Origin of the sequence: Oceanicaulis sp. UBA2681 (genome assembly GCF_002354675.1) — a bacterium.
Classification (GTDB): domain Bacteria; phylum Pseudomonadota; class Alphaproteobacteria; order Caulobacterales; family Maricaulaceae; genus Oceanicaulis; species Oceanicaulis alexandrii.
On the sequence record NZ_DEMB01000008.1, the window covers coordinates 169,295 to 182,608 of the forward strand.

Consider the following 13,314-nt stretch of genomic DNA (forward strand, 5'->3'; position numbering starts at 1 on the left):
ATCTCCGGTCCCTCCGGCTCGGGCAAGGAATTGATCGCTCGTCTGATCCACACCCAGTCCACCCGGGCCGATGGTCCCTTTATTCCGGTCTCGGCGGCGATGATGGCGCCTGAACGGGTTGAAGCGGAGCTGTTCGGCGCGGAATCTGAAAGCGGTGTTGAGCGCGTCGGCTTTCTTGAACAGGCCCATGGTGGGACGCTTTTCCTCGATGAGGTCGGCGACATGCCGATCGCGACCCAGGCCAAACTGCTGCGCATGCTGGTCGAGCAGCGCTTTCGCCGGATTGGCGGCGCTCAGGATGTCCAGGTCAATGTGCGCGTTCTGTCCTCCACGGCGCGGGATCTGCAAGGCATGATCGAGCAGGGGCAGTTCCGCGAAGACTTGTTTCACCGTTTGGCGGTCGTGCCGCTGGACGTGCCGTCTCTGTCCCAGCGGCGAGAAGACATTCCGCTTCTGGTCAATCACTTCCTCGAGCGTCTGACGGCGATGTCAGGCCTGCCCATGCGCAAGATCGGCGAGGACGCCATGGCGGCGCTGCAGGCGCATGACTGGCCGGGCAATGTGCGTCAACTGCGCAATAACGTCGAACGCCTGCTTATTCTCGCCACCGGATCGCCCGATGAGCCTGTGACGCTGGATTCCCTGCCGTCTGAAGTGGCGGGACGCGCGACCAGCGCAGAGACCGGTCTCGACGCCGAGCGCATGATCGCCTTGCCCTTGCGCGATGCGCGTGAGAATTTCGAGCGTGAATATCTCAAGGCGCAGATCAACCGGTTTGGCGGCAATATCTCGCGCACGGCCAATTTCATCGGCATGGAACGCTCAGCGCTCCATCGCAAGCTGAAGACTCTGGGCGTAGCGAGTTTGAACCGCAAAGGTGATGACGTCGATACAGAGGACGCTGGCTAGAGGCCGGCTGAAATCATCTCATGAAAGCTGTTGTGTGTGGGGCCGGCCGTGTGGGTTACGGCATCGCCAGAGAGCTCGCCTCCGAAGGCAACGCCGTCACCGTCGTGGATTGGTCTCGTGAACTGATCGACAAGGTCACCACCGATCTCGATGTGCGCGGCGTGGTGGGCCATGGCTCACACCCCGATGTCCTGGATCGCGCCGGCATCCGGGATGCGGATTTGCTGGTGGCGGTGACGTATTCTGACGAGACCAACATGGTCGCCTGTCAGGTGGCGCACTCACTGTTCAACACCCCGACGCGTATCGCGAGGGTGAGAGCGCAGAGCTATCTTGATAAACGCTGGGGAGATCTCTTTTCGATGGGCGCCTTGCCGATCGATGTGACGATTTCCCCTGAGCTTGAGGTCAGCCGCTCGATCTTGCAGCGGCTCGAGACGCCAGGCGCCTTCGCAACCGCGCCTTTCGCCAATAGCCGCGTTCAGGTGTTGGGCCTGCGCGTGGACGAGCAATCGCCTGTCGCCGCCAGCACGCGCGCACAGATGGCGGAGCTGTTCCCTGATCTGGGCTTCGACATTGTCGGCGTACAGCGTGACCAGACCCTCTTCATTCCTCAGGACGATGATCCGTTGATGCCGGGCGACAGCATTTATGTCAGCCTGGCCGCTGGGCATGTGAAGCGGGCTCTGGACGTGTTTGGCCGCGCTGCGCCACGGGCTCGCCGGGTGGTGATCGTCGGCGCGGGTAATATCGGGCTTTATGTGGCCAAGGCGCTCGAACGCGTCGGCGGCGTTCGGGTGAGGTTGATCGAGAATGACAAGGCCCAGGCTGAACAAGCCGCTGACGCGCTGCGCCGAACAGTGGTGCTGCATGGTGATGGTCTCGACCGGGACGTGCTGCGAGAAGCTGGCGTTGAAGACGCTGAATTGGCGCTGTGTCTGACCAATGACGACAAGGTGAACTTGCTCAGCGGGGTCATGGCCAAGAAAGAAGGCGCGGCGCGCTCGCTGTGTCTGGTGAACAATCAGGCGTTCCATCCCGTCCAGGAAGCGCTGGACGTAGACGTGATGATCGACCCCCGCGCGGTCACCGTCTCCACCATCCTGCAGCATATCCGGCGTGGACGGATCACGGGTCTTCAGACCATGGGCGACGGCATGGCTGAAGCTCTGGAAGGGGTCACCCTGTCCACATCGCCTCTGGTGGGACAAAATCTCAGCACGCTTGAGCCGCCAGAAGGTGTGGCGATCTGCGCCATGGTGCGCGGGGACCGCGTTTATTTCCGTAGGGACTCCGTTGTCATTCAGGAAAATGACCGCGTGATCTTTTTCGCGCTGAAGGCTTCAGTGCCGAAGGTGGAGCAATTGTTCCGCGTCAGCCTGGAATATTTCTAGGTCCATGAAATGGTCGCCACGCTTCTTTCGCGCTCTGGCCTGGTGCATGATTTTCATCAGCCTGGCCGCTCTGCCCTTCATCTTGTTCGCAGGGCTTGAAGGACGAGGGGATATAGCGCGCGGCTTTACCGTGACGGTGGCTTCGGGCGCGTTTATCGGCGGCATCGTTCTCGCCGGGACCGGGCAGGTCAATCGCCCGGCCGGCGCCAGCGCCGCCTTGCGGCTGGCGTTTTTTGGTTGGGTTCTGGTGCCTCTGCTGGCGGCGCCGCCGCTGATCGCCGCGACAGGCTCCATGTCGTCAGGAATCTTCGAAGCCTACTCGGCTTTGACCACCACGGGCGCGATTATAAAAAGCCCGGAAGAGGCGGGCGTTTCAATCACGCTATGGCGGTGTGTTTTGGCCTGGCTGGGCGGATTGGGAAGCCTGGTTCTGGCTGCGACTGTGTTTGCAGCGCTCGATCGCCGCGGGGTCGGCTTGCGCCGGACTTACCTGCTGACGGTCGAGCACTCTGACCTGTTCACAAATTTCGGACGCGCGCTTCGACGGTTCGGCGCGATCTATGTGGGTGTGACCCTGGCGGGCTTTGTGCTGCTGATGCTGCTCGGCACGGATCCGTTTGATAGCCTGTGCCTGGCGCTGTCAGGCATCGCCACAGCCGGGCTGGCTCCACAATCTGGGGCGCTCGATGTCTGGTTATCGCCCGCCGCCCAGGGCGTTCTTGCGCTTTTGTGCCTGATGGGCGCCTGGAACATGGCGGTGCAATATGATCTGGCGTCGCGCCGCCGGATCAGCCGAGGGACAGGCGAATTGCGCGCCATGTTGGTGCTGGGGCTGGGGGCGGCGCTTTATGCGGCTGTGACAATCGATATCTCCCACGCATGGGCGTCCGGCCTCGATATGCTGTTCGCCATCACCACCACGGGATACCAGACGGCGTCGCAACCGGTTTTGCCCCTGACCTTGCTGGTTCTTCTCGCCATGGCGGGCGGCTCGACGATCTCGACGTCTGGCGGAATAAAAATGCCGCGCATTCTGCTGCTTCTGAGACGCGCGGGCGGTGAGCTGTCCAGCCTCAGCCATCCGTCTGCGGCCGTGCGCACCCGCTTTATCGGCAGGCCAGTCAGCGATTCGGCTCTGACGGGTGTCTGGGTGTATGCGCTGGCCTATCCGGCGGCTTTAGGTCTTGGGGCGGTCGCTCTTGGGATGACCGGCGCAAGCTTTCATGACAGCTGGGCGGTGTCGGCGGCTTCACTGGTCAATGCGGGCCCCCTGGCAGGCGTTGATTTTGCTGCGCTTTCCCCTGCCACGCTTGCGGTTTCCGCCGCCATCATGGTGCTGGGGCGCCTTGAAGTTCTGGCCGCAGCGGCCGCCATTTACGTGATTTTCGCCCGCGACTGACTGAGGCCCCTGCGGGCAAGTCGGTTGCAGCCGGGCCAAGGTATGTTTACCTAGCTTTTGGGGGCGCACGGACTGCGCCGGGAACTTTTGTGCGATAAGGCCAATGTCTAACGATAAGAAACAAAACCTGCAGGACGTTTTTCTCAACACCGTTCGCAAGGGCAAGACTCCGCTCACCATCTTTCTCGTCAATGGCGTGAAGCTTCAGGGTGTTGTGACCTGGTTTGACAATTTTTGCGTGCTGTTGCGCCGCGAAGGTCAGATTCAGCTTGTCTACAAGCACGCTATTTCCACCATCATGCCAAGCCAGCCCGTCCAGCTTTTCGACAAGGACGAGGCTGAAGGAGACGCCGAGGATTGATCGACCGAAAGCCCGCGCCGCAAACCGCTCTCATCCTGTCTCCGCAATATCCGGGGACGGACGCCAACCGCGCTCAGGCGCGTCTGGAAGAGGCCATCGGGCTGGCGCAAGCTCTGGATCTGGTCACCGCTGAAGCGCGTATCGAGCCCTTGCGTCGTGTTGAAGCCGGCGGGTTCTTCGGCTCGGGTAAGATCGAACAGATCGCCGAGCGTGTTGAGGAGCTTGAGGTCACGGTCGTTATTGTTGACGCCGCCCTCAGCCCTATTCAGCAACGCAATCTCGAAAAGAAGCTCAACGCCAAGGTCATTGACCGGACCGGTCTGATCCTGGAAATCTTTGGTCTGCGCGCGCAGACCCGCGAAGGGCGCTTGCAGGTCGAGCTGGCGCGTCTGGCGTATGAACGCTCGCGTCTTGTACGCACCTGGACCCACCTTGAGCGTCAGCGCGGCGGTCGCGGCTTTCTGGCCGGGCCGGGTGAAACCCAGATCGAGACCGACCGTCGCCTGCTGGCGGACAAGATGGCCAAGCTCCGTCGGGAGCTCGACGAGGTCAAACGCACGCGCAAGCTGCATCGCAAGAAGCGTCTGGCCGCCCCTTGGCCGACGGTCGCGCTGGTTGGCTACACCAATGCGGGCAAATCCACATTGTTTAACCTGCTGTCCAACGCGCAGGTTCTGGCCAAGGACATGCCTTTCGCAACGCTCGACCCGACCGTGCGCGGGGTGAAGCTGCCTTCGGGCCGGCGTGTGCTTATGAGCGACACTGTGGGCTTCATCACAGATCTTCCGACCGAGTTGATCGCCGCATTCCGGGCGACGCTGGAAGAGGTCATCGAGGCGGATGTGCTGATCCATGTGCGCGACATGGCGGATCCTGACCATGAGGGGCGCAAGGCGGATGTGGAAGAAGTACTGGCCGCCCTTGGCGCCGGAGCCGAGGCGGACCAGCCTGTAATCGAAGCCTGGAATAAATCGGATCAGCTCCCCTTGGAGGACCAGGAAGAGCTGGTCTGGCGCGCCAAACTTCCCAAGTCGCAAGACGCACCTGTCTGTATCGTGACCTCGGCGGTGACGGGGCTGGGCGTTGACGCCTTGCTCGACCAGGTCGAGCTGGCGCTTTCAGTGAATGATGTGGCGCTGAGGTTGGAGTTCGGCCCTTCAGACGCAGAAGCGCTCGCTTTCGTGCACCGCCACGGCGCGATCTTGTCAGAACAGACGGATACGCAGACGGGGAGAGTGAGCGTTCACGCCCGGTTGAGCGTCGCCGATGCGGGCCGTTTGCGTCAGCGCTATGGCGCGCTTGACGGACTGGAAACGCCTGCCGAGTGAAGCGCCTATTCGGTGGTTTTCACTTCAAGCCAGAGGCTTTCCATCGTCTCAAGATCCGCTTCCTGAACAGATGAGCCTTGCGTGCTCAGCCGGGTTTCGATGGCGCGAAAACGCCTGTCAAATTTGGCGTTGGTCCCGCGCAGCGCGGTTTCCGGATCGATCTTGAGCTTACGTGCAAGATTGGCGATCGCAAAGAGCACATCCCCGATCTCTTCTTGAATATGGTCAGGATCACGCTCTTCGATCGCCTCTTTGACCTCATTGATTTCTTCTTCGATCTTGTCGAAAACCGAGCTCAGATCAGGCCAGTCAAACCCGACACGGGCCGCGCGTTTTGACAGCTTTTCGGCTCGGAGGAGTGCGGGCAGCGCGGTTGGAAGGTTGGCCAGTACAGACGTGTCGGTCTTGCCGCTTCTGGCGCGTTCTTCCGCTTTGACAGCTTCCCACGCCTGTATCTGGGCCTGAGCGTCTCTGGGGTCCGCGCCGGCGAATACATGCGGGTGGCGTCGCAGCATCTTCTCACTGATTGAATCCGCCACGTCTTCAAAGCGGAACTCGCCGGCTTCTTCCGCCATCTGGCTGTGAAAGACGACCTGAAACAGGAGGTCGCCCAGCTCGTCCCTCAGGTCCGCCATGTCCTGGCGCTCAATGGCGTCGGCGACTTCATAGGCTTCTTCAATCGTATAGGGAGCGATGGTTTCGAAGCTTTGCTCCACATCCCACGGGCATCCGCCATCGGGATCCCGAAGCCGATCCATGATGGCTAGCAGTCGGTCTAGAGCGCTTGTCTGGTTTGAATTGATCGCTTCACGGTTTCGATGAGGAAAGCCGTTCGTCGTGGTCGGTGTGTGGGTCATGGACGCCTTCAAGGGAGGTTTCTGGCCCGGTGTTCCGGGAAGTTTGGGGAGCGGAATTCGTGCGCGAGAGCGGAATGTTTTGATGGTTTAATGTTTATTCAACGGCGCAAACGACTCTGAGCGCGTTCACTGGTTGTGTTCGTTGCAGGTCTGTTTGTTCTCATGTCCGTTTCATTGCGCACCAGGATATTGGTGTTGGTGGTCACAGTCACCGTATCGGTGGCTATGGTTGTCGGCTTCGCCAATTTCATTCAAGCACGATCAATGAGCCGTGCTGCGGCTGAGGCTGAATTATACGCTGAAGCGAGAGCGATTTCTGCACATCTGGAAAGCGCGTTTCAGATCGCGAATGATCATGCATTCATCCTCAGAAACACCCCTCCCATTGATGGCATGATCCGGGCGCAGGCGAATGGCGGCGTCGATCCATACGACGGCAGTTTGTATGAGACCTGGCGTGAACGGCTCGAAGCGATTTTCACTTCGCACCTTCAGGTTCAGAGCGAGTACACCCAATTACGATTCATAGGATTGGCGGATCAGGGACGTGAAATTGTCCGCGTGGACCGGATGAATGGTGAGATCCGCGTTGTTCCCCGGTCAGCGCTTCAGCGCAAAAGTGACGAATTCTACTTTCAAGCCGCACTCTCAACGAGACCATCCTCGACCTACACCTCTCCAATAACCGTCAATAGAGAGCAGGGGGCGCCAGCTCCTGATCAGGTGCCCACAGTCCGCACGGTTCTTCCCGTCGCGAGGCCCGATGGCCAACTTTATGGAATGCTGGTGATCAATGCCGACATTCGCATCGTCCTTGAGAATGCGCTGGCGGCCGCAACGCCCACCTATGACGTATACATCTCGGATTCCTACAACAATTACATTCATTACAGCCCATCCGACGGGATCATGAACTCGCAGTTTTCTTTCGAAGAGGGGTTCGATCCGCCTGAGCTTCTCAGTCGGGATGGCGATGACCTCTTTGATGCGGAGGGGGTCACATATGCTTCTTATAGATTTCAGACGGGCCAAGATGGTCAAGGAATCGATTTCCGCGTCTTGATCGGCGAACCCACGCATGAACTGATGATCGGGGCGTACGCCATTCGCCAACAATCCATTTTACTCGCTGTCAGCCTGGTTGTGCTGACGGCGATCGGCTCCTTGTTGTTTGTGACCAGTCTGACACGTCCACTGGGACAGTTGACCGATGCGGTTCGCAGTTATGGTCAAAACCGCACCCCGATGGATCTGGACGTTAGCGATAATGATGAAATCGGCGAACTCGGGCGGGCTTTCTGCGACATGATCCGGGCGTTGGAAGAGAATGAGCTGACCGCCAACACATTTGAAAATATCATTGATGGACTGATCCTGATCACGCCGGACGGCGCCATTCAGGCGATGAACCCCGCCGCGAGCTTCATGTTCGGTTACGCTGAAAACGAGCTGGTCGGGCAAGATGTTTCAGTGCTGCTTCCTGACGGCGCGAGCCTGGAACGTGACGGCGCTTTCAAACAGATTCCCTGCTTCATAGATCATCATCTTGTGGGAGAGACGTTTGAGGCTGTCGCCAAACAGAAAAACTCCACGCCTCTGCATGTGGAGCTGACGCTTAGCGAAGTGCAGAAGCCTGACACATTGCTGTTCAGTCTGCTGATGCGCGATATCAGCGCGCGAAAGCAGATGGAGGTGATGAAGGATGAGTTTGTTTCAACTGTGAACCATGAGCTGAGGACGCCTCTGACATCCATGCTCGGTTCCCTCAGTTTGCTGAAAAAGCGGCTCGAGACAAAGCTTAACGATGACGACAAGGCCTCGATGCTTTTGAACATGGCGCAGCGCAGCTGCGATCGCCTGACTCTTCTGGTCAACGATATCCTGGATCTTGAGAAGATCGCCGCCGGAAAACTTGAATACCGCATGCAGATCATCCCGTGCGATGATCTGGTACAGGATGTGGTTGAGAGCCATCGCATGCTTGGCGAAGAGCATGGCGTGACGTTCAAGCTGGATCTGCAGGCGGATGATCCGCCGGTGCGGCTTGACGTTTCGCGCTTCAACCAGGCGCTTGTGAATCTATTGTCGAACGCAGCCAAATACTCGCCGAACGGCGAGGTGGTCACTGTTTCGACGCAAAACATGGCCGGTCAGAGCATTCGCATCTCTGTGTCTGATAATGGACCCGGCATTCCTGAAGATTTTCAGTCTCGCCTGTTTGACCGGTTCTCCCAGGCGGATAGCTCCACCACCCGCCGCGTCGGCGGAAACGGGTTGGGGCTGAACATCACCAAAACTCTCATCGAGGCTTTTGATGGCGAGGTCAGTTTCGACACGACTGTTGGGGTAGGGACCGTCTTTCACATCACATTGCCGATCGCCTCCCCGGAGGCCGCGCAATCCCCAGATGAGATGGATGAGAATTTCGTAAAGCTCTATCAGGGCATAGGTTAAGGCATACAGGCAATGGTTGAGCTTGAACGCATATGTTGTGTCGAAGACGATTTCGACATCCGGACCATACTTGATCTCTCTCTGAGCGATATTGGCGGGTATCAGGTTGAACTGTTCGAGGACGGACCGAGCGCACTGAAAGGTCTGCCCGCGATCCAGCCTCAACTGATCATGCTCGACATGATGATGCCCGGAATGAATGGTCTAGAGGTCCTTGGCGCGCTTCGCCAGAGCGAGCAGTTTGCGCAAACGCCTGTGGTGTTCATGACGGCTAAGGCGCAATCCCATGAACTGGACTCTTATATCAGCGCCGGTGCGCAATCGGTGATCGTCAAGCCTTTTGACCCGATGACTTTACCCGATCAGGTGGAAGATATCTGGAAGGAGCTCGAGGCCGCGAACCTCTAATGTGATCTTTGGTGTTGCTGCGCAATCCGTGCAATCGCGCGCATCACCACAGCGCGATTAAAGGGTTTGACCAGGACATGGTTCGCGCCATTGCGAATGACCGTATGAATCTTTTCAGCGTTGTTTTCAGCGGTCAGAAAAATGACCGGTGTCTGGGCGTTGACCGGCGTGGCGCCTGAGCGGATTTGCCGGAGCAGAGACAAGCCGTCCACGGGCTCCATATGCCAATCGGAAATGAGAAGTGTCGGAGTGAAGCTGCGCATCGCGTCCAGCGCTTCCTGACCGGAATTGGCCATACAAATATCGCCTACGCCAATGTCGGACAGAAGTTCACGGACCAGGTTGCGCACAGAAATATCATCTTCAACAAACAGAACGCGTTGCGAATTCAGCAACTGCCTGAGGGCGGCTGCGTCGGCGTCTCCCAGTGTTTGCTGGGCCGGGTTCTCAAAACTCTGCAGGAGTTTGGATTGCTCGGGGGCCACAGTTCGGCGCAGTTTGGCGACCTTTGAGAGATCCAGATAAATACGCTCCATCAATTGGGGCGTGACGTCTTTCTTGGATTCCAGCAGTCGTTGCGTATTTTGCTCGAGTTTGAAAAATGCTGCGCCAATGCTTGGGAATCCCATGCAATAGGCGGCGCCTTTGAGGCGGTGGCTTTCCTCATGCAGTTTTTTCAAGTTGCGCTTCAGCTGGAACTGGGAGGCTTTTTCATCGCCTATGATACGAGTCAGACTCACCAGCTGGTCTGGAAACTTTGTGCAAAACTGTTCAACAACACGTCTTGGATTTGCGGCAGGCATACATGTCTCCACCTTTTTCAGTGAAACGTAAGCCAATGTTCTATTTTAAAGGTTACACACAATGACGAGTTATGTCTTCAAGGCGCGTGACAGCACGCCATGCAGACGTTGCGCATCAAAGGGTTTGAGCAGATAGCCGTCAGGCCGGTACAGGCCTGCGCGTTCTATGGCTTGTTTCGAGGAGGGGACCGTCATGAAGATGAAGGGCGTCTCTTTCGGGGGGCGCAACCCGCCAGACCTGAGCTTTCTCAACAGATCCAGGCCAGTATCGCCTTCCAGCTGCCAGTCGCAAATGATCGCGTCTACATGATGCTCTGCGAGATGGTCCGCCGCATCCTTCGCGCACGTTTCACATGCGATATCAGCGTAGCCTTCTTGCTTGAGATACAGTTGCGCCAGCCCGTGCAGGGCAACGTCATCATCGACAAAAAGAATACGCTTGTGATCATCGCGGTCCACCAGCGGAGTGTGCTCGGTTTCGACCGGATGCGGCTCATAACCCAAAGTATCCAGCAGGCTGGCTTGCTGCATCATGTCCGCGATCAGGCCGGGTAGCCGGGTCTGGTCCATGACAGGGAGCGTAGCGCTTTGCGCAGAGACATGGCTGAGCGCGACTTCTTCGATCAATTCAAAATTGCGGGCCATAGCGGGAAAGCCGAACGAACCGTAAGAGCCCATAAGGCGATGAGAGAGCTGGGCGATATCGGTGAGGAGCTCGTGTGAGGTCTCGCTTTCACAGGCGCGTTCCAGCCGTTCATGAAGCGCCTGAATGTCTTCATGCGCCCGGCTCAAAAAGGCTCGGCGCAGTTCAGAGATTTGGGTGGATGATGTCATGCGCGCCTCCAGACCCGGTAAACCTGACCGAAAGTGTCGAGGGTCATCTGCAAATATCAAGATAATGATTTTGCTTAACACCCGGTTTGGCACTCGGGAGGTGTGCATTTCCGACAACTGTGAGGCGTTTATAAATGTGCGCCTGACCCTGGCGAAAGCCATTACCGACGAGTCCGCATAATATTCCAAAAATAACGGGAGCGTTTTTTGATCGATAATGATGCATCTACTGCGGGCTGAAGATTTGGGATCAGTTGTTGTCAGCCCTCTTTTGAAGAGTGCGTAGCTACGTTGAGCCAGTGTTTAGCGTATATTCTACCTTAGGGTGCGGGGTCTCAAATATTCAGCTTCTCGTGGCTCTAGAAAACGACCAGTATCAAGACCTTGAATAGTGTCGAGGACGAAATGATGGCCGGATTGCTGGAGCACGGAAGTCTGAAATTTCTCGACCTGTTGAGTGATGACGTCAAAGCGGCTCTGGAATCCGTTGAGCGCAGACTGACTTTTGAAGATGGTCAGATGATTTATTCAGCTGGAGATGACGACCAACGCCTGATGATTGTCCGCTCCGGGGCGGTCAAGATGGGCCGGATCAGTCCCGAAGGGCTGGAAACGATACTGGCTGTTTTTGGTGAAGGGCATTTCATCGGCCTCATGAGCGTCATGGTGGGCCGAAAACGCGAGCAGAACGCTGTGGCCGTAGGCAAAACCGTCATCGGCTATATTCAGCATTCAGAGTTCAATGCTCTGATGGACGTCTACCCGGAAATCGCCCGAGCGGCTTTACCCGCGACCCTGAGTCGCCTGAAAGCGACTCTGAACATGGTGGACGACCTGCGGAGATTGCCTCTGGCTGCCTACACGGCCGTGTTCCTGCACGGCATGCTGGAGTCGGCGGAAGTTCCGGGTGTCATTCCCTGGAGCCAGTCAGATCTGGCGGTAGCCATTGGCGCCTCACGGGTGTCGATCGGAAAGGCGCTCAAGCAACTTGAGGCGGATGGACTGATCACTCTGAAATACAGGGCGATTGAAGTGACCGATGCTACGGCTCTGGCTGACTGGATTGACGCAGCCAGAGCCGAGCATCTTTCGTCCTGACCCCTCAGGATTACTGATCTGAGGCGGGTATCAGAGGCGGCAAGGCGAGTTCCCCGTCGTACAGGGACTGGGTGGTTTCCGGTTTGGGTGAGTAAATCCGGAAAGTGACCCGGAACGGGCGACCTTCGGGAGAGGGGAGCCAGTTGGAGTCCAGTTCCCCGCCCGGCGCTTCAGGCTGGATATAGAGATCCAGCGAACCGTCGTCGTTAAACTGGAGGTTATGACGACTGCCGATGGAGTACCGGTCGATGGGGTTGTCGACCAGAAGGAAAGTCTCGCCATCGTACATGGTCACCGACCAGAACCCGAGTGAAGTGATCTCGGGCAGATCCTCGGGTTCGAAATGCATCCTGTAGGACTCACTGCCATCAAGCGGCGCGTTCTCTGAGTCAAAAAAGGTGTAGAAGTAGATCGCCTCTTCAGGATCGTTGCCCAAAAGCCCGACCAGAGAAATCGCGGCGCGGGCCGCATAATCGAAAACTATGTCATCAGCATAGCGCGCCGTATCCCAACCCGTCGGGAAACGCTGGCCTCGATTGCGGCGCAGATATTCCATCACCGCCGGGCCGTCTTCGATCGCGCGCAGGATGCCGGCGCGGGTGTCCGGGTCCAGGGCGTCGGGATCAAACCCCTGACCGGGCTCCAGACCCAGGCGCCACAGCGTGGCGTTCATCGCCGCATGCTGCGGAGGGGGCGGGTTTTCAGCCAGTAGAACGGCCATCTGATGAAAATGTGCGAATGGGCCTTCAAAAGTCTCTCGCTCGACAGGGGCGGGGATGGCGGGTTCCACTTCTGTCGGGCCATTGTTCCAGGCTGAAAGCGGGGTGAGGGACATCTGGTTCTGATATCCGCGTACAGTGGCGAGATCGGTTTCGTTGCGTTGAACGGCCAGACGAATAGCCAGGGCGCCTGACGGAGTGTCGATATCAACCCGTTGGACGCCATCAGGCAGCTCGCCTTCCCAATCAGGTCCGACAAACGCCAGGTGCGCCCCTTCACCCCCATTCACGCGTGGGGAGTAGTGATAGGTCTGGTTTTCCATATAGGCGTTGACCGACTGCACGACGGCGTAGCGATCCTGGATCTCGGGCATGTCGAGAATGATCGGTTCGGCTCGAAGGTCGAGAGATACGCCCGTATAGACCGTGTCATTATTGGGGCTGTAGGGCATGTCGCTGTTGGCGTTCGCCAGCCAGTTCATGTGCCCGAGCCGGTTGATGGGGGCGATCGGACCGCGGGTCTGAGCTTCTCTCAGGTTTTCCCGACGCAACCGTTCGCGCTCCCAGATGAAAAGCGGATAGGTGTACAGATAAGCCTGAATGGCGAGGCTGTATGCCAGCGCTTCGCGGCCTTCTGCGTCCACTTCGCTTGTCACGACGGTTTGGGGCGCGGTTTGGGCCTGAGCGGCGACGGGCGTGAGTCCCAAGCCGAGTATCGAGATGGCCGTTAGGAGTGCTTGTTTCATCATG

At 58.0% G+C, this 13,314-nt stretch carries 12 protein-coding genes; 8 read left to right on the forward strand and 4 right to left on the reverse strand.

Annotated elements, in window-relative coordinates; all coding sequences use genetic code 11:
• The 5 genes from B3M53_RS05985 to hflX form a co-directional block, all read left to right on the forward strand.
• Positions 1-909 (forward strand): sigma 54-interacting transcriptional regulator (locus B3M53_RS05985; protein ID WP_286799864.1); only part of this gene is annotated, 909 nt, incomplete at its 5' end.
• Between the two features lie 20 nt (positions 910-929).
• Complete coding sequence (trkA, locus tag B3M53_RS05990; protein ID WP_022699509.1) at positions 930-2,303, forward strand: Trk system potassium transporter TrkA; 1,374 nt, start codon at positions 930-932, stop codon at positions 2,301-2,303.
• Between the two features lie 46 nt (positions 2,304-2,349).
• A complete protein-coding gene (locus B3M53_RS05995; protein ID WP_286799867.1) occupies positions 2,350-3,702 on the forward strand; it encodes a potassium transporter TrkG in 1,353 nt (450 codons plus the stop codon).
• Positions 3,703-3,805: 103 nt separating this feature from the next.
• Positions 3,806-4,063 (forward strand): RNA chaperone Hfq, encoded by a 258-nt coding sequence (gene hfq / locus B3M53_RS06000; protein ID WP_009800894.1) that lies wholly within the window; start codon positions 3,806-3,808, stop codon positions 4,061-4,063.
• Positions 4,060-5,391 carry a GTPase HflX gene (hflX, locus tag B3M53_RS06005; protein WP_022699507.1) on the forward strand — a complete coding sequence of 444 codons (1,332 nt, stop codon included), beginning with the start codon at positions 4,060-4,062 and terminating at the stop codon, positions 5,389-5,391. Before hfq ends, hflX begins: the two co-directional genes overlap by 4 nt.
• 5 nt (positions 5,392-5,396) lie before the next feature.
• Here the strand turns inward: hflX and mazG are convergent, their stop codons facing one another.
• Positions 5,397-6,248 (reverse strand): nucleoside triphosphate pyrophosphohydrolase, encoded by an 852-nt coding sequence (mazG, locus tag B3M53_RS06010; RefSeq protein WP_286799869.1) that lies wholly within the window; start codon positions 6,246-6,248, stop codon positions 5,397-5,399.
• Between the two features lie 162 nt (positions 6,249-6,410).
• Here mazG and B3M53_RS06015 point away from each other — a divergent pair, with 162 nt between their 5' ends.
• Positions 6,411-8,702: an ATP-binding protein gene (locus tag B3M53_RS06015; RefSeq protein WP_286799870.1), complete on the forward strand. Its 2,292-nt coding sequence runs from the start codon at positions 6,411-6,413 to the stop codon at positions 8,700-8,702.
• Positions 8,703-8,714: 12 nt separating this feature from the next.
• Positions 8,715-9,110: a response regulator gene (locus B3M53_RS06020; RefSeq protein ID WP_022699503.1), complete on the forward strand. Its 396-nt coding sequence runs from the start codon at positions 8,715-8,717 to the stop codon at positions 9,108-9,110.
• On the opposite strand, the gene B3M53_RS06025 is transcribed toward B3M53_RS06020, so the two are convergent.
• Both B3M53_RS06025 and B3M53_RS06030 read right to left on the reverse strand, forming a co-directional pair.
• Positions 9,107-9,913, reverse strand: coding sequence for a response regulator (locus tag B3M53_RS06025; RefSeq protein ID WP_022699502.1), 807 nt, complete (start codon positions 9,911-9,913; stop codon positions 9,107-9,109). The genes B3M53_RS06020 and B3M53_RS06025 overlap by 4 nt on opposite strands.
• A 69-nt stretch (positions 9,914-9,982) precedes the next feature.
• Positions 9,983-10,747 (reverse strand): response regulator, encoded by a 765-nt coding sequence (locus tag B3M53_RS06030; protein ID WP_286799871.1) that lies wholly within the window; start codon positions 10,745-10,747, stop codon positions 9,983-9,985.
• Positions 10,748-11,155: 408 nt separating this feature from the next.
• On the opposite strand from B3M53_RS06030, the gene B3M53_RS06035 reads away from it, so the two are divergent.
• The gene (locus B3M53_RS06035; RefSeq protein ID WP_022699499.1) at positions 11,156-11,845 is read left to right on the forward strand and encodes a Crp/Fnr family transcriptional regulator; all 690 of its coding nucleotides are present in this window, start codon (positions 11,156-11,158) and stop codon (positions 11,843-11,845) included.
• Between the two features lie 10 nt (positions 11,846-11,855).
• On the opposite strand, the gene B3M53_RS06040 is transcribed toward B3M53_RS06035, so the two are convergent.
• Positions 11,856-13,310: a DUF1254 domain-containing protein gene (locus B3M53_RS06040; RefSeq protein ID WP_286799873.1), complete on the reverse strand. Its 1,455-nt coding sequence runs from the start codon at positions 13,308-13,310 to the stop codon at positions 11,856-11,858.
• Between the last annotated feature and the right edge of the window lie 4 nt (positions 13,311-13,314).